Raw genomic sequence first — 18,570 nt, forward strand, 5'->3', positions numbered from 1 at the left:
GACAGATGCCTACTGTCACTGCAACGCCCCGCACCTCCACGCACACCGCGAGGCCGCGACCGGCGAGCGCGGACCCCATCCGGGTGGTCGTGGACCAACACGGAGGTCTCACTACCGACATGCTCGCCTGGCAACGTCATGCGGCGTGCCGGGGTCTCGAGGCCGAGATCTTCTACCCGCCCGAGAGCGACGCAGCGGGCGATGACGATGCGGCCTTCGAGGCGAAGGCCGTGTGCGGAGTGTGTGCGGTGTCCGGCGAATGCCTGGAATACGCGATTTCGGTCCGGGAGAAAGAAGGCGTCTGGGGTGGGCAGACCGCCGCCGAGCGTGTTCGCATCATTCGACGACGGCGCCGCGCCGCAGCGCGCGCTCGCAACGCGCAGGCGGCTGCCAACTCGAACTGATGGTCAGCCCAAATTCCGACGAGGTACATCCGCTCGAGCATTACGGCGGCTGGAAGGCTGTGCTCACGGACTTGGTGGCGGGCATCGACCTCAGCCCCGAAGTTGCGCGTGCCGCACTGGGCAGCATCTTGGGCGAGCGTGCCACCGACGCCCAGCTTGCCGGATTCATCATCGCCCTGGGAATGAAGGGCGGCTCTGTTCCCGAGCTCACCGGGCTCGTAGATGCCATGCACGACGCAGCGGTCCCGTTGACCGCTCCCGATGGGACGATCGACATCGTCGGCAGCGGCGGGGCTCCGGTTCGGCAGCGTCACGCGCTCAGCGTTTCGACCATGGCAGCGTTCGTGGCTGCCGCCGCGGGCGCTGTGATCTGCAAGCACGGATCCGTCGCGGCCACGTCGTCGTCAGGATCGTTCGACACTCTGTCCGCATTGGGTCTGGCGACCGATCTCGACGGGCCGTCGGTCGAGCGATGCATCGCGGAAATCGGCCTGGGATTTGCGTTCGCCAAGAGGTTCCATCCGGCGATGCGATTCGCCGGGCCCGTGCGCACCGAACTCGGCGTGCCCACCACGTTCAACTTCCTCGGCCCGCTGTCGAACCCCGCTCGCGTGAGGCGACAGGTGCTCGGAGTGAGCGACCCAGTCATGGCCCCACGAGTAGCGGGAGTTCTCGCCGCCCGCGGCTCGGAACGGTCGCTGGTAGTCCATGGCGCTGATCGGCTGGACGAGATCACCCTCACCGACCTCACGCGTATCTACGAAGTGCGCGACGGCGAGATTGTGAACGAGTTCCAGTTCGATCCCACTTCCATCGGGCTGGAGCGCGTCAATCGAGCAGAGCTGTGGGGCGGAAGTCCTCAAGAAAATGCAGAGATCTTCCGAGCGATCGTTGCCGGAAACGAGACAGGTCCCAAGGCTGAGATCGTGCAGCTCAATGCTGGCGCAGGACTGGTGGTGGCGGGCCTCGCAGCGGACTTCGCCGAGGGTTTTGAGATGGCGCGTGACGCCGTGGCTGACGGACGCGCCGCGGCAAAGCTCGAAGCGGCTGTCAGCCTCACGAACGAACTGGCCACAAGCAGCAGTTGACGTGGTCGTTGGCCTCTCGTTGCCGTTCGGCGTGGGGGACATCGTCCGCTTGGAGAGCACGTCCGACGAGCGTCGCAGCTCGCTCGTGGGCACCACAGGCACGGTCGTCGGGGTACGGCCGGGGGATCGGCGTGTGATGGCGATCATCGCCTTCGACGATGGCCCCGACGAGACGGTGCTGGTGTACGGGGTCGACGAAGCGGAGATAGTCGAGCGCTACCGCCACGGCGTCAGCTGAGTTCTATGCCCGGCTTGTCAGCCGGCGCAGGAGGCCTCGGCGGCGTTCGCTTTCTTGGGCGGGTATTTCCACTGCGGCCAGAGCGGCCGCAAGGTCGGCACCGCTGGAGAAGCGGTCATCGGGCGACTTTGCCATAGCCGTCAGGATGATCTCGGAGAGTTCGGCAGATACGCCCCGCTCGGCAGGGTCGGGCGGCGGCGTGCGCACATGTGCGTGCAGCAGGTCGTTCCGTTCCCCGTAGAACGGCGCTGAGCCCACGGCGAGCACATACAGCGTCGACCCAAGCCCGTAGATATCGGTGCGAGCATCCACCGGCTGGGCCAGCGCCTGCTCGGGGGAGAGGTACATGGGCGATCCGTAGACCCGGCCCGGTGGCGAAGGGGGTCCGTCGACGTCGTACGCCAGGCCGAAGTCGAACAGCACGGCCCGGTCGCTGCTGTCCGGTTCGGAGTCGAGCATGATGTTCGACGGCTTGACGTCGCGATGAACAATCCGGTGCTCGTGGACGTGGTCGAGCGCTGCGCACATCTGCTGGACAACGGCAATGCTCTCGGCGAGTGTCGGGGGGTGGCGGCTGCCGCACCGGTCGGCGAGGGTCTCGCCTTCCACGATCTCCATCTCCATGAAGTGGGCACCGCCGATGACACCGGCGCCGTGGACGGCGAGGACATTCGGATGGTCCAGGCGGGCCATCAGCTCGTACTCCTGCTCGAAGAGCGAGCGGATCTCCGCCCGTGCCTCCGCGAAGGGCGTCAACACCTTGAGCCCGACCTCGTCGCCTCTCAACGTCGTCGCCCGGTAGCAGTGCGCCACGGTGCCTCGCCCGAGCAGACCGGTGATCTTGTACGGGCCGTATTGGCGGCCTACCCAGACGTCAATTTGGTCTTCGTACATCGCACCGGCCGCGGCTTTATCGCCGCTTCCAGCATAAATCGAAGCACGTACGAGTGAGCCTCATCGTCACGGCACACTTGGGCGATGGTGCCAGGCGCAGATCGTTCGCTGCTCGAACAGGTTCGGCACGTTGCAGCCGTTGCTGGCCTGGATGCCTTGGGTGTGACCGACGCAGCGCCGTTCACCCAAGCGCGCCAGGCGATCGACGAGCGCAAGGCAGCCGGCTTGCACGCGGGCATGTGGTTCACCTATGGGCGGCCCGAGCGTTCCACTACTCCCGGGAACATCCTCGAGGGGGCTCGCAGCATCGTGGTGTGTGCCCGCACCTACGATCCGCCGGACTCGCTCGCGCCCCCCGAACGTCCGGCCGGCCGGAGCGATCGAGACGGTGTCGTGGCGGCGTACGTGGCAACCGATGCCTACGGGGCTTTGCGAGCAGGTCTCGATCGAATCTGCGAGGTCTTGCAGCGCAGTGGCTTCGCCGCAGTCGCGGTCTGTGACGACAATCGCTTGGTCGATCGCGCCGCTGCGGCCCGCGCCGGGCTGGGATGGCTGGGTCACAACACGATGCTGCTGTCGCGAGAGCTCGGGTCGTGGACCGTGCTGGGTTCGGTGGTCACGACCGCAGAGCTGCCGGCGACGAGCGAGGTGCAATCCGACGGCTGTGGCACCTGTCGCCGTTGCCAGACGGCCTGCCCCACCGGGGCCCTCGACACCGCGGGCGTGCTCGATGCCAACCGGTGCTTGGCCTGGCTTGTCCAGGCGGCGGGCGCCTTCCCGCCTGAGCACCGTGTCGCCCTCGGCAATCGCCTCTACGGCTGCGACGACTGCCAGACCGTGTGCCCCTTCAACGATGATGCGGCGGCCGCACCACCTTCCACCCCAGCGGTTCAGCGCGGCCAACCGGTCCAGCTCGGCCGCAGTGGCGACAGCGCAACGCGCAGCGACGCTGTCGACGTCGTGGAACTGCTGCAGATGACCGACGACGAGCTCATGACGGCATTCGGGCACTGGTATGTGCCGCGCCGGCAACCGTCGTATCTGCGACGCAACGCCCTCGTCGTGCTCGGCAATGTCGGCGATCCCGGAGTTGCCGCCGTCGATGAGGTGTTACGGCGGTCGCTCGCATCGACGTCCGACGTCGTTGCCGGTCACGCAGTGTGGGCGGCGCGCCGGCTGGGTCGAGACGAACTTGTCGCCGAGGCACGATGCAACGGCCTCGGCGACGACGATCCGGATGGTCTTGTGGCGGCTGAGCTGGTCATGTCGGTGCCACCGCGGTACGCAGCGGGCTGATGCGTCCGCATCTGCTGGTCACGAACGACTTCCCGCCCAAGATCGGGGGCATCCAGAACTATCTCTGGGAGCTGTGGCGCCGCCTGCCGCCCGAGTCCACCACGATCCTCACGACCCCGCACCGGGGTGCAGCGCACTTCGACGCCGGCCAGCCCATGCGGATCGTGCGAACCCGCAATCGGGTGCTGTTGCCGCATCCCAGTCTGGCGAGACGAATTCGCGCTCTGGCGGAGGAGGTTGGCGCTGAGATCGTGCTGCTCGACCCGGCCTTGCCGCTCGGCGCGCTGGGTCCGCGACTGGGCATGCCCTACGGCGTCGTGCTGCACGGCGCCGAGGTGACGGTCCCTGCCCGCTTAGGGGGCCTCAGTGCCGTGCTGGCTGGGGTGCTTCGAGATGCCTCGATGGTGATCTCAGCAGGGGGGTACGCGGCTGGCGAAGCAGAGCGATGCGCGTCGCGTGCGCTGCCCGTCACCGTGGTGCCGCCCGGAGTCGACACGAACCGGTTCGTGCCGCTCGGAGCCGACGAGCGCTTGGGGGCCCGCCGCAGGTTCGGCGTGGAGGGGGGGCCGCTGGTGGTCTGCCTGAGCAGACTCGTTCCGCGCAAGGGCTTTGACACCGTCATCGACGCTGTGGCCCGGCTGTCAACGAAGCATCCGGGGCTGACATTGGCGATAGGGGGCGCGGGACGTGATCGGCAGCGACTGGAGCGGCGTGCCCGGCGCCTGGACGCCCCGGTCGCCTTCATGGGCCGCATCAGCGCCGATGACGTGCCGCGCTTCATGGCAATGGGTGATGTCTTCGCAGCGCCGTGTCGCAGCCGGTGGGCGGGACTGGAGCAAGAGGGGTTCGGCATTGTGTTCGTCGAGGCCGCTGCATGCGGGGTGCCCGCGGTCGCGGGCCGCTCGGGTGGCAGCCATGAAGCGGTGGATCACGGCCGGACGGGGCTCGTCGTGGAACGGCCGGCGGACGTGGACGATGTGGCCGCCGCCATCGACGATCTGTTGTCCTCACAAGAACGGAGGGCAACAATGGGGCTTGCGGCGCGTAAACAGACCGAACAGCACTTCTCCTACGACGGGCTCGCAGCCAAGCTCGAAACGGCCCTGTCCCGCTAGCGCGTTTCCACAGCAGAAAGCAGGGGGTTCGACTGCTGCGGGTTTACCCTGTGGCGCATGCATGCGGCCGCTGAGACAATGGGGGCCGGTCAGCACACAGGACGCGGGACGCAACGATGATCGATGAGATGACAATGACCACGGTCGTGACGGCGTCTCCCGAAGATTGCTATGCGCTGATCTCTGACATCGAGCAGTACCCGCAGTGGGCTACCGACGTTTCTGCGGCGACGGTGACGCAGAGCGATCCCGAAGGTCGAGCAACACAGGCCTCGTTCCGCGTCGAGGCGCTGGGGCGCTCAGCGAAGTACTCGCTTGCATACGACCACAGCGGGGCGCCGCACCGCATCTCGTGGAAACTGGTCGACGGCGATGTCGTGAAGCATCTCGACGGCAGATACGAGTTCAATCCGACAGCCGAGCCGGGGCGCACCGAAGTGCTGTATCAGCTCGCGTTGGTGCTGGCGGTACCGCTGCCTGGTTTTGTCAAGCGCCGCGCAGAGCGGCGCATCGCCCACACCGCGCTGGCCGACTTCGCAGCGCGGCTCGAGTCCGGTCCCGCGAGCTAGGGCGCCGAGGATCGCCGCCAGCGCCATGGAGTTCCGCCGCATCAGTGGCCTGCCGCCGTACGTCTTCACCATCATCGACACGCTGAAGATCGAGCGTCGGCGCGCCGGCGCCGACGTCATCGATTTGGGCTTCGGCAATCCAGACCTGCCGTCGCCCGAACGTGCCGTGAAGAAGCTGGCCGAGGCTGCACTCAACGCTCGCAACCACCGGTACTCGGCCAGTCGCGGCATCCCCAAGCTGCGCGCTGCCGTTGGCGACCTGTATCGCCGCAAGTGGAACGTCGAACTCGATCCCGACAGCGAGATCATCAACACCATCGGAGCGAAGGAAGGCTTCTCGCATCTGATGTGGACCTTGCTCGCACCCGGCGACGCCTGCTTGGTGCCAGCGCCCTCCTATCCGATTCACATTTTCGGCCCGCTGTTCACCGGTGCGAGCGTGCGCGAGGTACCGCTGGATGTCGGCGAGACCTTCTTCGAGCGTCTGGTGGAGCGATTCGAGTACTCGTGGCCGCGCCCGCGGGTGATCGTGCTGTCGTTTCCGCACAATCCCACGACGACCTGCGTCGACCTCGAATTCATGCAGCGGATTGTGGACTTCGCACGTGAACGCGAGGTCGTGCTGGTTCACGACTTCGCGTACGCGGACTTGGGTTTCGACGGTTATGAGCCCCCCTCGATCCTCCAAGCCGAAGGCGCCAAGGACGTCGCGGTCGAGTTCTACAGCCTGACGAAATCATTCTCGATGGCGGGCTGGCGAGTCGCGTTCTGCGTGGGGAACGCAGAGGTGATCGCGGCGCTCGCCAAGCTCAAGAGCTATCTCGACTACGGCACGTTCCAGCCGATTCAGATCGCAGCCACGGTGGTGATGAACGAGGAGCAGGACTACCCCTCCGAAGTGCGTGAGACCTACCGCGACCGGCGCGATGTTCTCGTGCGGGGCCTCGGCCGCATCGGCTGGGAGCTTCCGCCGCCCAAGGGCACGATGTTCGCCTGGGCGAAGATCCCTGAGCCGTACCGCCACCTGGGTTCGGTCGATTTCTGCAAGCTGCTGGTCTCTGAGGCAAATGTCGCTCTGTCCCCAGGCGTCGGCTTCGGTCCTGGAGGCGAAGGCCACGTGCGATTCGCACTCGTGGAGAACGAGCACCGCATCCGTCAGGCGGTCAGCCAGCTTCGCGGTGCCTTGGACCTGCTCACGCCCGCCGACTGAGTCAGTCCGGCTCGGGCGCTTGCTCCGCAGCGATGGAGCGAGATGACTCGCCCGCCGGCCAGCGCAGCGTCCGTTCGAGCGCTTGTCGCCACAGCGCGTGAAGCGCCGCAGCCGAAGTCTGGTCGCCCGAAGGCTCGAAGCGCCGGTCGAGCTGCCACACCGACGCTGCCTCGGCAGGCGACGACCACACGCCCTGTGCCAGCCCAGCCAGCATCGCTGCACCCATGGCGGTGGTCTCGGTCACGACCGGTCGGCTGACGGGGACACCGAGCTGGTCGGCTTGGATGCTGCACAACAGGTTGTTGATCGCTGCGCCGCCGTCGATGCGCAGCTCTGCGATGCCACGGCCTGCCCCAGTGCTCATCGCCTCGACGACATCGCGGGTCTGCAACGCCATGGACTCGATCGTGGCCCGTGCAATGTGCGCCGAAGTGGACGCAAAGGTGAGACCCATGATCGCTCCGCGAGCGTTCGGATCCCACCAGGGACTGCCGAGGCCGGCGAATGCGGGCACCACAACCACGCCGGCGCTGTCGGGCACGCTGCGGGCCAGAACTTCGGCATCTGCTGCGTCGTCTGGACCGTCGAGGATGCCGGTGATCCAGCCCACGGCTGCACCTGTGGCGAAGATTGAGCCTTCCAGCGCGAAGGTCGGTCCGGCGCCGAGATCCCAAGCCACTGTCGTGAGCAGCCCGTCGATCGGTTCCGGGCATGTATCGCCCACATTCATCAGCACGAACGACCCTGTGCCGTAGGTGTTCTTGGCCATGCCGACGTCGTGACAGCACTGGCCGAAGAGCGCCGCTTGCTGGTCGCCGGCGACGCCGCTGACCGCGATGCCTGGCCCGAGGGCCGTGGTGTCTGCGGTCTGGCAGAACCGTCCCACCGAGGGGCGGATCTCCGCCAAAGCCTCGGGGGGCACCGACAGCAGGTCGCACATCTCGGCCGACCAACTGCCGGCGGTGATGTCGTACAGGAGCGTGCGTGAGGCATTCGTCGCGTCGGTGGTGAATGCAGCGCCGCCGCTCAGCTTCCATATCAGCCAGCTGTCCACGGTGCCGATGGCGAGGTTCGCGTTGGCCTCCACGCCGCCGTCGCCCAGCAGCCACTCGGCCTTGGTGCCGCTGAAGTACGGGCTGAGGACCAGGCCGGTGAGGCGGCGGACGTGCGGCAGGTGGCCGGCGGCTTCGAGCGCTTCGCATCGGTCCGCAGTGCGGACGTCCTGCCAGACGAGGGCGCGCGCGAGGGGCTCACCCGAGCGTCGGTCCCACGCCACCACGGTCTCGCGCTGATTGGTGATGCCGATTGCGGCAATTGCCGGCATCTGCCCGTCGTCGAGTGCCTGCAGGTTGGCGCAGAGCTCGCCGAGGGTGGTGACCGTGGCCATCCAGATGTCGTTGGGGTCGTGCTCGACCAATCCCGGACCGGGGTAGTGCTGAGGGAAGGGCCGGTAGGCGTAGGCCACTTCGGTGCCGGTCTCGTCCACTGCCATCGAGCGCACGCCGGTAGTGCCTGCATCGATTGCTACAACGAGAGCCATGGAGCCTCCCAGGTCATGATGACATCCCTTTCCAGTGAGGATGCGCGGATTGACGAGCATTGTTGCTTTGCAACCCATTGTTTCCCGCTCTTGTTCGCTGCGCTCACGGGCCGCTCGGGCCACGGCTGCGCCATGCGGCGCAGCCTCTGTGGCCCGAAGTAGGGTCGCCAATTGTGAGGATTCTCGTGGTGGGGGCCGGCGAGGTCGGAAGTTACATCGCCGAGCGCCTCAGCCGTGAGGGCAACGATGTCATCGTCATCGACCGGCATTCAGGGCGCCTCGATGCGCTCGCCTCCGAGGTCGACCTGCTCACGGTGACTGGGAGCGGCACCAATCCCAGCGTGCTTGCCGAAGCCGGCCTCGATCGCGCCGAAGTCGTCGTGGCCGTCACCGACGCCGACGAGGTCAACCTGCTGGCGTGCATGCAGGCGAAGCAGGCGGGTGTGCCGGCGACCGTCGCACGGCTGCAGGACGGCGACTTGCGTGGCAGACCGGGCCGCGGCTTGCGAAATGCGATCGGCGTCGATTTGGTGCTCGACCCCGACGAACAGACCGCTGACGCGATCATGGATCTGCTCGTGTACCACGGCGTCTCGGACATCAACGAGCTCGCGAACGGCGAAGTCCTCGTGGTAGGTGCCCGGCTTGCCGAAGATGCCCCGCTCGTCGGCAAGACCATGGCCGAGGTAGGCGCCTACTACGAGCCGGAATGGGACTTCATCTTCGGGGCGCTGTCGCGCGACGGCGACGTCACCGTGATGCGGCGCGACACGACGCTGCAGCCCCATGACCTGCTGAGGGTTGTCTGCCGCCGTCAGGGCCGGCGCGAGCTCATGGAGATCATGGGGCTCAGCCGCTCCGACTTGCGCCGGGTCATGATCCTGGGCGGAGGTCGCACCGCCGGGTTGCTGGCGGGCCGCCTGCTCGAACGTCACATCGACGTGGTCATCATCGAGCTGCAGCATGAACGGTGTCTCGAATTGAGCGAGCGCCACGCAGGTGCTCTGGTGCTGCACGGCGACATCACCGATATCGATGTCCTCGCTCGCGAGGACATCGGCAGCTTCGACGCCGTCGTCGCGGCCACGGGCGAGGACGACGCCAATGTGCTGGCCTGCTTGTACGCCAAGTCGGAGGGCGCCGGCGAGACGATCGCGGTGGTGCATCGCCTGTCGCTGCTGCCGCTGCTGGAACAGGTCGGCATCGACGCAGCGCTCTCGCCCCGAACCGCGAGCGCCAACATGGTGCTGCGGATGGTCCGTGGCGACGTCACAGCGGTCGCCACCTTCCTCGAAGGTGATGTCGAAGTGCTCGAATTCGCGGTGGGCGCTGGCTCGAAGGCTGACGGATCGAGCGTGCACGATCTCCACCTGCCCGGCCAGATGCTGCTGGCCGCCGTCGTGCGCGACGGCAAGGCCCGCATTGCGCGGGGCCGCAGCGAGCTGAGGGCGCGGGACCACGTGGTCGCCTTTGTGACGCCGGACTGCGTGGACGAGGTCAAGCAGGCCTTTCGGTGACACCCCGTCCGGCTCGCCGGGCTGCCGAGCGCGAGAGGCTGCGCCGCTTGGTGGTGCGCGCGGTGCGAGCCGTCGATGGCTCGCTGCACAAGTGGGCGCGCGGGCCGTACGAATCGACCCTTGCCATCACGGCCTTGGTGGTGCTGGCCGCCGCATCGCCAGTGTTGGCAGCGTGCGCAGTGTTCGACTGGTTGTTCGGAGCACAGGTTGCAGCAGGAGGCGAGTCCGGGACTGATGCGGTCCCGCTGCTGATCGCAAGCGCTGCCATCGCGCTGTTCGCCCTGGCCCTCTTGCGACTGTGCCGCTTCGAGCGGCGCATCACCGAACGCCAGACCCTCACAGCGTTGGTGCTCGGGTCGTTCGCTGCGGTGGCCGCCGTGGCGATAGCTCACCTCGCGACCGGGGCGGTAGCACCCACAGCGGTGGCGACAGCCTTCGCCGAGGCAGCTGCAACAGTGACCGGGACCAACAGCACGACGATCCTGCCAGCCGATCCCGGCGGCGGAGAGCTGGAACTCGGGGGCGGGATGCTGGCGCTGCGAGCGGCGGGGCAGTGGTTGGGCGGGGCTGCGTTCATCGTCGTGCTGGTGCGTGTGCTGCCACACCTCGGCGTCGGCGGACTGGACTCCGATGGGGGAGTGGCGACCCGTTCGGCTCGCAGGCTGGCGCCGCGCAGTGCCGGCACGATGGGCCGCCTGCTGCTGCTGTACTCGGCTCTCACCGTGCTGGTCGCCGTCGGCTACGCGCTGGCGGGCATGCCGCTGACCCACAGCGTGCTGCACGCACTGACCACGGCATCGACCGGGGGTTTCTCCACGTACGCGGACTCACTGGGTCATTTCGACTCGGCGGCTATCGAATGGGTGGCGATCTTCGGCATGGCCGCCGGCGGCGTGAGCCTGCCGCTGATGTTCCTGGCGATCCGGCGCCGTGATCCGGCCCGGTTCATTCGGAGCTATGAGTTCCGGCTGTATGTCACGTTGATCGTCTTCGCCACCGTGACCGTGGCGCTGTGGACCCGTGACGACTTCGGTTTCGGGCACCTCTTCGGCCATGAGCACTTCCGCCAGTCGCTGTTCGCGGTGGTGTCGGTGATCTCGACGACCGGCTTCGAGACAGCGTCCTTCATCGAGTTGTCGACCGGCAGCCAAGCGATTCTGATGGTGCTCATGGTGATCGGCGGCATGAGCGCATCCATGGCCGGCGGTTTCAAGGTTGTGCGTCTGCTGACGCTCGCTTCCTATATCGGGCGCGAGCTGCGCCGCGCCATCTACCCATCGCTGGCCGAGCGGCTGCGCTTGGGCCGCTCGACCATCTCGGAGACCACGATCAGCCGCATCGTGGGAGAACTGCTGCTCGCAGCGCTGCTGCTGATTCCCGCGGCGATCCTGCTCGGCGCCAGCGGGCTCGACATCGTCGGCGCGCTCAGCTACGCCGTATCCGCGCTCTCCAATGTCGGGCCCGCTGTGTCGTATGTCGATCCGGAGCTGTCGAGCGTGGTGCCTGCAGTGGGCTCGACCGGGCACCTGGCAGCGGTCGGCTGGCTGGGGCGCCTCACCGCAGGGCTGCTCATGCTGGCAGGGCGTATGTCGGTGACCGCGACGGCGGTGGCGCTGAGCGTCGCGGTCTATCCGGCAGTGGCTGCGGTCCGTCACGGGCAATGGCGTCGCCGCAGGGCCTACGGGGTGAGGGTGCGATGAGCGACCCTGTAACGGCACCTCTGGGGCGCCCGCAGCGCAGGTCGCGTTGTCGATGAACGTCTCGACCCTGCTGGCGGGGCGTCGCTTCGAATCCACCCCGGTGCACGTGAGCGGTGTGGCGCTGCTGCTGGTGGCTGCGGGCATGGCAGTCTCCGCAGGCGTCGCGCTCATCGACGGCGGCGGGGGAGCGCTCGCCTTGGCGGCCTCCGCCGCGATCACCGCAAGTGCCGGCAGCGCCATGATGGGCTCGACCACGGCCTCGGACCGGTCCGATTCGCCGCTGGCATTCGCCTCGGTGGCCTGGGCTTGGCTGGCGGTCTCGATAGCGGGAACGATGCCGTACCTGTTCAGCGGCGTGATCGGCTGGAGCGAAGCCGACAACGCGTTGTTCGAGTCCGTGTCGGGTTTCACCTGCACGGGCGCCACGATCCTGGCCGACATCGACGGGGTTGCCCACGGGATCCTCTTTTTCCGCAGCATGACCCAGTGGTTCGGCGGCATGGGCCTGATCGTGCTCGCCGTGAGCGTGCTGCCCGCACTGAAGGTCGGCGGGCTGGAGCTCATCGCCAACGAGGCGCCCGGCCCGACGGCCGATCGCTTCACCCCGCGCATAGCGGCCACGGCTCGGCGGCTGTGGATGCTGTACAGCGGATTCACGGTGGCGGTCGCACTGGCTCTGCTGGCAGCGGGTACGAGCCTGTTCGACGCGGTGGCGCACGCCTTCACCACCGTGGCGACGGGGGGCTTCTCGACGCATTCGGCATCGATTGACTTCTTCGACTCGCTGGCCGTGGAGCTGGTGGTGATTGTGGGAATGATCGCGTGCGGCGCGAGCTTCTCGATCCATTGGCACACGATCATGCGTACGCGTTCGAGACTGCGTGGCTACTCGGAGCTGCGCTGGTACCTGGGTCTCATCGGCGGTGCCGCGATTGCGCTGCTGGTGCTCAACTCCGGCAAGCTCGACCTGGGCCAGAACATCCGCGAGGCAGCCTTCTACGCAGCGTCGCTGGGGTCCAACACCGGCTACGGCCTCACCGATTACACCCATTCGCCATTCTGGACGCCTTCCGCGCAGATCGTCCTGCTGGCGCTGTTCCTGGTGGGCGGCATGACGGGTTCGACCGCAGGCGGAATGAAGGTGCTGCGCTTGCAGATCGTGGCCCGTTACGCGGTCCGCGAGGTCATCCGCGCTCGCCACCGCAGAGCCGTGCTGCCGATGCGCATCGGCGACACCACCGTGGCTGAGGACGTGGCGGCGCGGGCGCTGGGATTCGTGTTGCTCTACTTGGGTCTTGCTCTGGCGGGCGGGGTGCTGATGACCGCACTGGGCAACGATCTCGAGACCGGCTTTTCCGGAGCAGTCTCGGCTATCGGCACCGTCGGCCCGGCGCTGGGCGAAGCCGGGCCGACGTCATCGGCGCTGGCGTTCGAGCGTGCGTCGCGGCCGGTGATGATGGTGCTCATGCTGTTCGGCCGCCTCGAAGTGTTTCCCACGATGCTGATGTTCGTAGCGGCGATGCGGGCTGGCACTCGCTCGCGCTACGGGCGCCAGGCTGCACAACGCGGACCGCGCCGGCTGACTCGCCGGGAGACCCACGCATCCACACGAGCGCTCAAGAGACAGAGCGCAGGGGAGTGAGCGGCATCAACTCGCTGAAGTCGTCTACCCGCAGCGCGCGAGGAAGCTCGCCGGGCTGGACCTGAGCAATTGTCCCGGCCCCGTCGGGAAGCAACTGCGCGACGCCGTCGAGAAAGAACAGCACGCCCTGGCTGTCTCGTGCGAGCGCTGAGGCGGTGAGGACGAGCTGTGCCACCGCGCGCACCCGCTGGGCGCCTTCGACTTCGAAGAACACCTCATTGAGGTGGATGGATACGACGTTGTTCCGCAAGAGCTGCACGTCCACGACCTCGGTGCCGGCCGGGATCGCGGATTCGAGTCCGTTCTCGGCTTCGGCCGGTGTCGGGCCAGCCAGCAGGTTGTTGAGAGGGGCATCGAGGAAGACCGGTGCTGCGAGGGGACGTTGCAATTCCACGAGCAGGCCGTCGCGCAGGAAGTAGACCGCATGCAGCGAGGTTGTCGGCGTATCGGGAGCTGCACCCACGACGGGTTGGTTGTTGCGTTCGGGAAAGACGCCTGCCGGCACCTCGACACGGGAAGGAGCGTCGTCGGTGGGCAATCCGCACCCGGTAGTCGCAATCACGCAACCGATGGCTGCGCCGAGGCATTTCATTGCGCAGCGGGAGAGCTTCATCGGTGCCCTGCAATGGGAAGTCTGACGACGAAACGCGCTCCGCGCCGGCCGTCGGGGCGTGCCTCCACGTGCACAGTTCCCCCATGTCGGCGGGTGTGCTCGTACACCAGCGCCAGTCCGAGACCAGCGCCACTGCCAGCTCCTCGCTTGCGCGCCGCAGCACCGCGTGTGAAACGCTCAAAGACGAGCTCGCGTTCGGACGGCGCGACCCCCGGGCCGTCGTCCTCGACGGCGACTCGAACCGAATTGCCCGGCCGGGAGATCTCCACCCGGGCAACGCCGCCGCCGTGCTTGTCGGCATTTCGCAACAAGTTGTCGAAGACCTGCGCGAGTCCTCGCTTGTCGCCGATCACGACTGCATCGGTCGCAGTCGCGCTGATGTCCAGTGTGACGTCGGGCCCGTGCGTGGCGACGCGATGCTGGACCAACTCGGTGATGTTGACGAGGCCGCGTTCGAAGACCGAACCGTCCGCATCGGGGCGGGAGATCTCCAGCAGGTCCTGTACGAGCTGCTGGAACCTGTCGACCTCCGAAGCGAGCAGATCCAGCGCAGTTGCACCTTGAGCCGACAGTTCGTCGCGATGGCCGCTGAGGTAGTCGATCGAGCTACGCAGGGTCTGCAGCGGTGAACGCAACTCGTGGCTCACGTCGGACGCGAACCTGGCGTCACGCGCAATCCGGCGTTCCATGGCATCGGCCATGTCGTTGAACGACTCCACGATCACGGCGAGATCGGGGTCGTCGCTGCGTTCGACGCGCGTGTCAAACCGGCCGTGAGCGATCGAGTTCGCAGCATCGGACACCGTTGCCAGCGGTCGCAACAGCCGTCCGCCGGCCCAGGCGCCGACGGCGACGCCGATGAGCACCGTCAGCGCGGCGCCTACGCCGAGGATCAGGCGCAGGCTGGCGAGCGTGGCCTCGATCTCTGAGAGGGGGACTACCTCGAAGTACAGCGTTTCGCTGAGCTGGGACACCGCAGACGGACGCAGGCGCAGACCCAGCGCGAGCTGGGGAACACCGTCGAGCCGGTATCGCATCGCGTGGGCCTCTTCAGACCGCTCCACCGCAGCCACAAACTCGTCGGGCAGGTCGCTGGGCACGAGCGACGGAGATCGCCAGATGTCGGGTCCGGTGCGGACGATGGAGCGGCTGCCGCTGAGGCTGGGAAGCGATTCCAGGAGGACGGCGAAGTCGGGGCTCTCCGCACGCAGCGAGCCCTGCACCTGGGTCGCGTTCGCGAAGAACTGGGCCTCGGAGGAATCTTGGCGCAGGCCCAGCATCGAGCCTCGGGAAAGGCTGTAGGTCATGACGACCAGCAGGAACGCCGCCAGCATCGCGCCGAGCGTGAACGCCCCGACGACGCGGGCGCGTAGCGGCAGCCGCCGCAGTGGCCGCGGCCACCGCAACCTCATGTCACCACCCTGCGAGCGGGTGCCGCCATCGGGCACAGCAGCCGCCGCAGTGGCCGCGGCCACCGCAACCTCATGTCAGGATCGCAGCTTGTAGCCCAAGCCGCGGGCCGTCGCCACGTAGCGCGGGCTGGCCGGGTCGTCCTCGATCTTGAGGCGCAGTCGGCGCACGTGAACATCGACGAGCCGGCCGTCGCCGAAGTAGTCGTAGCCCCAGACTCGCTCGAGCAGTTGCTCGCGGCTCATCACTTTGCCGGGATTGTCGGACAGCTCGCAGAGCAGTCGGAATTCCGTCTTGGTCAGGTGCAGTTCGTCGCCGCCTTTGGTCACGACGCCTTCGTCGGGGTAGATGTCGAGATCGCCGACTGTGCGCGGCAGGCCGCTGCCGTCCACCGTTCGGCTTCGGCGCAGCAGGGCCCTGATGCGGGCAGACAGCTCTTTGGGCGCGAAGGGCTTGGTGAGGTAGTCGTCGGCGCCGGCCTCGAGTCCGGCTACGACGTCATGGGTGTCGTCACGCGCAGTCACCATGATGATCGGCACATGGCTGATGCGGCGGATCGAGCGGCACAGTTCGAACCCGTCGAGACCCGGGAGCATGATGTCGACCAGCACGACGTCGGTGCTCTCAGGTGTGAACTGCTCAAGAGCCTCCTCGCACGACTCTGCCTCGCTGACCTGCCAGCCTTCGTCTTCCAGCGCGAGGCGCAGCGCCGTACGGATTCGCTCGTCATCTTCGACTGCGAGAACGTTGGTGGTCACTTCCGTACCGCCTTGTTGTCAGTACGAGCCCCGGCCCGGCGCCGCCCCTGTGGGGTGCTGCGGGGGCGAAGCTGTACTGAGGCCTGGTCGGCCCACTCGCTCATGGAGCGCAGCACGAGCGCTGCGAGCGCAGCGACGCCTGCCGCGGCTGCCAGCGCTCCGATGACGGTCCCGCCCAGTGCGGGGCCGACGCAGTCCAGGCTGCACTGCAGGGCGCCCGTCGCCCAGCCCGCAAGCCCGCCGCAGACTGCGGCGACGACAATCGCGGCGAAGGCCACAGCGCGGGCGAGCACGGAGGGCAACGCGGTGGGCGCAGCAGTGAGCCCGATGCCGCCGTCCATCGGATCGTCGGCGCTGGCGGGGGGGCCTGGTGTCTGCGGACCGCTGTGCGGCCAGTCGTCGCCCTGCACGCTCACCCGTGCCATGGTACGGCCAGACGGGACCCAGACCGTCAATCGCCCAAGAGGCTGAGCCGATAGGCGAAGCCGTGGCCCGAGCGGCCCGTGAGCGCCGAGTCGATGGAAATTGGGAACAGAGCGGGAAACAACTGGTGCGAGAGCGGGAAGGTTCACCTATCCGCGCATCCTTTAGGTGTGCGGTGCGCTGCGTCGGGTGTCGGCTCAGGCGCCCGGCTTGCGTGGCAGACTGCCGCAGTGCCCTCTGACATGCACCGATGGGCTGTTGCCGGCGGCATTCTCGCGCACGACGGCGCTGTGCTCATGGTCAACAACCGTCGACGCAATGGCAGCACCGACTGGAGTACGCCGGGCGGCGTCGTCGATCCAGGCGAGACGGTGCTCGGGGCATTGACCCGTGAGGTTGCCGAGGAGACCGGCTTGCAGGTCGCAGCCTGGGACGGACCCCTCTACACCGTCGAGGCCGATGGCACCGACGGGCCCGGTTGGTTCTTGAAGGTCGAGGTTCACGAGGCCCAGCAGTGGAGCGGCGACCTCGATATCGACGATCCCGATGGCATCGTCTTCGACGCTCGATGGGTGCGCATCGGCGAGATCGAAGATCTGCTGAGGGGCCAGTACGCATGGATGGCTGAACCGCTGCTCGCGTACCTGGACGGCGGTGCTCCGCGGGGCCACGTGTTCCGTTACACCGTGACCGGCGATCACCGCAGCGGCTTGGTGGTGACGCCCGAGGGGCGCTGACCGCAGCCACCCACCGCAGTCCCATGAGCCGATCACCGCATCGATTGTCCGACCCAACCGATCCCAGCGAGCTCCCGATCCTGCACGTCGACATGGACGCGTTCTACGTGGAGGTGGAACGCAAGCGCGATCCGTCGCTGGTCGGGCGCCCGGTGATCGTCGGGGGATCAGGCAGGCGCGGTGTCGTCGCATCGGCCAGCTACGAAGCGCGGGCGTCGGGCGTTCACGCGGCGATGCCGACCGCACAGGCGCGCCGGCTGTGTCCGGGGGCTGCGGTCATCACATCGGATTTCTCTGGCTACGTCGAGGCCTCTTCGGCAATCGCGGAGGTCTTTGAGTCGGTCACGCCTCATGTGGAGCCGATTGCGCTGGATGAGGCCTTTCTGGATGTCTCCGGCGCCCACCGGCTCTTCGGCCCGTCGCCTGAGATCGCGTGGCACCTGCGCGACGCCATCCGCGACGCGGTGGCACTCGAATGCTCCGTCGGCGTCGCCTCCAACAAGACCTTGGCAAAGCTCGCCTCGGAAGCGGCGAAGCCGGCCGTGCGCGCGACCGGCCCCGAGCCAGGGCTCGGTGTTCGGGTGGTCTGTGTCGCGGACGAGCTGGAATTCCTGCGGGCCCACCGCGCGGAGGCGCTGTGGGGCGTGGGACCGGTGACGCTGCGTCGGCTCCACGAGATCGATGTGCACACCGTGGGCGACTTGGCGGCGGTGCCGCTGGAGCGGCTGATCTCCGCTGTCGGCACGGCGCACGGCGCGCACCTGGCGGCACTCGCACAGGGACGTGATGACCGGCCGGTTCATCGAGGCGGGATTCCGCGTTCGATCAGCCACGAGCAGACATTCGAATTCGATCTGAATGATGCAGTTCTCATTCGAGGCGAAGCGATTCGGCTCGCCGATGCCGTCGCGTCCCGTCTGCGCGCCCACGGGCTGTCGGGGCGGACCATCACGGTCAAGGTGAAGCATCCTGACTTCTCGCTGCGGACGCGAGCTCACACGCTCGACGAGCCGGTCCAAACCGGCACGACAGTCGCGCAGGTGGCACAGCGGCTCATCAGCACTCTCGATCTGGGCGGGGGAATCCGTTTGCTGGGAGTGGCGGTGTCGAACCTGGAGGAAACGGCGTCTGGCGGGACCGAGTCCGACGCAGCCGCTGTCGACGAAGAATCCGCGCAGCCCTCGGCCCCACTCCAGCTCGCATTCGACTTGGGCCTGCGGTCCGGTGCTGAGCCAGCGCGCAGCGGCGACACGGACTGCGGCCCGACCGGCGACTCTGAGCTCGACCTCCAGCTTGCTGACGCCCTGGACGCCATTCGAGACCGTTTTGGCCGTGCCGTGATTGCGCACGGGTCGGCTGCGCTGCGAGGCGGTCAGCCCGGCGAATGCCGCTGGGGCCGCTGAGTTCACGGCTTTG

Annotated in this window: 18 protein-coding genes; 12 read left to right on the forward strand and 6 right to left on the reverse strand. The window is 67.4% G+C overall.

Features of this window, described 5'->3' with window-relative positions:
* Positions 1-89 precede the first annotated feature (89 nt).
* From ACOGJB_RS01110 to ACOGJB_RS01120, 3 genes are read left to right on the forward strand one after another with little or no spacing between them, the layout of a single operon-like run.
* Complete coding sequence (locus ACOGJB_RS01110; protein ID WP_419838998.1) at positions 90-404, forward strand: WhiB family transcriptional regulator; 315 nt, start codon at positions 90-92, stop codon at positions 402-404.
* On the forward strand, positions 404-1,492 hold the full coding sequence (gene trpD / locus ACOGJB_RS01115; RefSeq protein WP_419838999.1) for an anthranilate phosphoribosyltransferase: 1,089 nt from the start codon (positions 404-406) through the stop codon (positions 1,490-1,492). Before ACOGJB_RS01110 ends, trpD begins: the two co-directional genes overlap by 1 nt.
* A 1-nt stretch (position 1,493) precedes the next feature.
* Positions 1,494-1,730 carry a hypothetical protein gene (locus ACOGJB_RS01120; RefSeq protein ID WP_419839000.1) on the forward strand — a complete coding sequence of 79 codons (237 nt, stop codon included), beginning with the start codon at positions 1,494-1,496 and terminating at the stop codon, positions 1,728-1,730.
* A 3-nt stretch (positions 1,731-1,733) separates the two neighbouring features.
* On the opposite strand, the gene ACOGJB_RS01125 is transcribed toward ACOGJB_RS01120, so the two are convergent.
* Positions 1,734-2,624, reverse strand: coding sequence for a serine/threonine-protein kinase (locus ACOGJB_RS01125; protein WP_419839001.1), 891 nt, complete (start codon positions 2,622-2,624; stop codon positions 1,734-1,736).
* A gap of 84 nt (positions 2,625-2,708) precedes the next feature.
* Between ACOGJB_RS01125 and queG the strand changes: the two genes are divergently transcribed.
* From queG to ACOGJB_RS01145, 4 genes are all read left to right on the forward strand, one after another.
* Complete coding sequence (queG, locus tag ACOGJB_RS01130) at positions 2,709-3,920, forward strand: tRNA epoxyqueuosine(34) reductase QueG (RefSeq protein WP_419839002.1); 1,212 nt, start codon at positions 2,709-2,711, stop codon at positions 3,918-3,920.
* Positions 3,920-5,035, forward strand: coding sequence for a glycosyltransferase family 4 protein (locus tag ACOGJB_RS01135; RefSeq protein WP_419839003.1), 1,116 nt, complete (start codon positions 3,920-3,922; stop codon positions 5,033-5,035). The genes queG and ACOGJB_RS01135 overlap by 1 nt, the downstream gene beginning before the upstream one ends.
* 128 nt (positions 5,036-5,163) lie before the next feature.
* Entirely contained in the window at positions 5,164-5,604 is a 441-nt protein-coding gene (locus ACOGJB_RS01140) for an SRPBCC family protein (protein ID WP_419839004.1), read from the forward strand.
* 25 nt (positions 5,605-5,629) lie between these two features.
* Positions 5,630-6,814 carry an aminotransferase class I/II-fold pyridoxal phosphate-dependent enzyme gene (locus ACOGJB_RS01145; RefSeq protein WP_419839005.1) on the forward strand — a complete coding sequence of 395 codons (1,185 nt, stop codon included), beginning with the start codon at positions 5,630-5,632 and terminating at the stop codon, positions 6,812-6,814.
* A gap of 1 nt (position 6,815) precedes the next feature.
* On the opposite strand, the gene ACOGJB_RS01150 is transcribed toward ACOGJB_RS01145, so the two are convergent.
* The gene (locus ACOGJB_RS01150; protein WP_419839006.1) at positions 6,816-8,354 is read right to left on the reverse strand and encodes an FGGY family carbohydrate kinase; all 1,539 of its coding nucleotides are present in this window, start codon (positions 8,352-8,354) and stop codon (positions 6,816-6,818) included.
* Positions 8,355-8,527: 173 nt separating this feature from the next.
* On the opposite strand from ACOGJB_RS01150, the gene trkA reads away from it, so the two are divergent.
* Genes trkA through ACOGJB_RS01165 form a run of 3 tightly spaced genes read left to right on the forward strand, consistent with a single transcriptional unit; the run spans position 8,528 to position 13,213 of the window.
* The gene (gene trkA / locus ACOGJB_RS01155) at positions 8,528-9,871 is read left to right on the forward strand and encodes a Trk system potassium transporter TrkA (RefSeq protein ID WP_419839007.1); all 1,344 of its coding nucleotides are present in this window, start codon (positions 8,528-8,530) and stop codon (positions 9,869-9,871) included.
* On the forward strand, positions 9,868-11,571 hold the full coding sequence (locus tag ACOGJB_RS01160; protein ID WP_419839008.1) for a TrkH family potassium uptake protein: 1,704 nt from the start codon (positions 9,868-9,870) through the stop codon (positions 11,569-11,571). Before trkA ends, ACOGJB_RS01160 begins: the two co-directional genes overlap by 4 nt.
* A gap of 52 nt (positions 11,572-11,623) precedes the next feature.
* Positions 11,624-13,213, forward strand: coding sequence for a TrkH family potassium uptake protein (locus ACOGJB_RS01165; RefSeq protein WP_419839009.1), 1,590 nt, complete (start codon positions 11,624-11,626; stop codon positions 13,211-13,213).
* Here the strand turns inward: ACOGJB_RS01165 and ACOGJB_RS01170 are convergent.
* The 4 genes from ACOGJB_RS01170 to ACOGJB_RS01185 all read right to left on the reverse strand — a co-directional run bounded on the left by ACOGJB_RS01170 (position 13,188) and on the right by ACOGJB_RS01185 (position 16,410).
* Positions 13,188-13,775, reverse strand: a complete 588-nt coding sequence (locus tag ACOGJB_RS01170) for a GerMN domain-containing protein (RefSeq protein WP_419839010.1) — start codon at positions 13,773-13,775, stop codon at positions 13,188-13,190. The genes ACOGJB_RS01165 and ACOGJB_RS01170 overlap by 26 nt on opposite strands.
* A 47-nt stretch (positions 13,776-13,822) precedes the next feature.
* Entirely contained in the window at positions 13,823-15,238 is a 1,416-nt protein-coding gene (locus ACOGJB_RS01175) for a sensor histidine kinase (protein WP_419839011.1), read from the reverse strand.
* Between the two features lie 75 nt (positions 15,239-15,313).
* Positions 15,314-15,994, reverse strand: a complete 681-nt coding sequence (locus ACOGJB_RS01180; RefSeq protein ID WP_419839012.1) for a response regulator — start codon at positions 15,992-15,994, stop codon at positions 15,314-15,316.
* Positions 15,991-16,410 carry a hypothetical protein gene (locus ACOGJB_RS01185; RefSeq protein WP_419839013.1) on the reverse strand — a complete coding sequence of 140 codons (420 nt, stop codon included), beginning with the start codon at positions 16,408-16,410 and terminating at the stop codon, positions 15,991-15,993. Before ACOGJB_RS01185 ends, ACOGJB_RS01180 begins: the two co-directional genes overlap by 4 nt.
* A 237-nt stretch (positions 16,411-16,647) precedes the next feature.
* On the opposite strand from ACOGJB_RS01185, the gene ACOGJB_RS01190 reads away from it, so the two are divergent.
* Both ACOGJB_RS01190 and dinB read left to right on the forward strand, forming a co-directional pair.
* Entirely contained in the window at positions 16,648-17,154 is a 507-nt protein-coding gene (locus ACOGJB_RS01190) for an NUDIX hydrolase (RefSeq protein ID WP_419839014.1), read from the forward strand.
* 23 nt (positions 17,155-17,177) lie between these two features.
* Positions 17,178-18,557 carry a DNA polymerase IV gene (gene dinB, locus ACOGJB_RS01195; protein WP_419839015.1) on the forward strand — a complete coding sequence of 460 codons (1,380 nt, stop codon included), beginning with the start codon at positions 17,178-17,180 and terminating at the stop codon, positions 18,555-18,557.
* The last annotated feature ends 13 nt before the right edge of the window (positions 18,558-18,570 follow it).

The sequence above is a fragment of the Candidatus Poriferisodalis sp. genome (genome assembly GCF_965208895.1).
Lineage (GTDB): Bacteria > Actinomycetota > Acidimicrobiia > Acidimicrobiales > Poriferisodalaceae > Poriferisodalis.

Coding starts and splice junctions, on each gene's coding strand:
- trpD (WP_419838999.1), top strand. CDS start 404: ATGGTCAGCCCAAATTCCGACGAGGTACATCCGCTCGAGCATTACGGC.
- ACOGJB_RS01125 (WP_419839001.1), bottom strand. CDS start 2,624: ATGTACGAAGACCAAATTGACGTCTGGGTAGGCCGCCAATACGGCCCG.
- queG (WP_419839002.1), top strand. CDS start 2,709: ATGGTGCCAGGCGCAGATCGTTCGCTGCTCGAACAGGTTCGGCACGTT.
- ACOGJB_RS01135 (WP_419839003.1), top strand. CDS start 3,920: ATGCGTCCGCATCTGCTGGTCACGAACGACTTCCCGCCCAAGATCGGG.
- ACOGJB_RS01140 (WP_419839004.1), top strand. CDS start 5,164: ATGACAATGACCACGGTCGTGACGGCGTCTCCCGAAGATTGCTATGCG.
- ACOGJB_RS01145 (WP_419839005.1), top strand. CDS start 5,630: ATGGAGTTCCGCCGCATCAGTGGCCTGCCGCCGTACGTCTTCACCATC.
- ACOGJB_RS01150 (WP_419839006.1), bottom strand. CDS start 8,354: ATGGCTCTCGTTGTAGCAATCGATGCAGGCACTACCGGCGTGCGCTCG.
- ACOGJB_RS01165 (WP_419839009.1), top strand. CDS start 11,624: ATGAACGTCTCGACCCTGCTGGCGGGGCGTCGCTTCGAATCCACCCCG.
- ACOGJB_RS01175 (WP_419839011.1), bottom strand. CDS start 15,238: ATGAGGTTGCGGTGGCCGCGGCCACTGCGGCGGCTGCCGCTACGCGCC.
- dinB (WP_419839015.1), top strand. CDS start 17,178: ATGAGCCGATCACCGCATCGATTGTCCGACCCAACCGATCCCAGCGAG.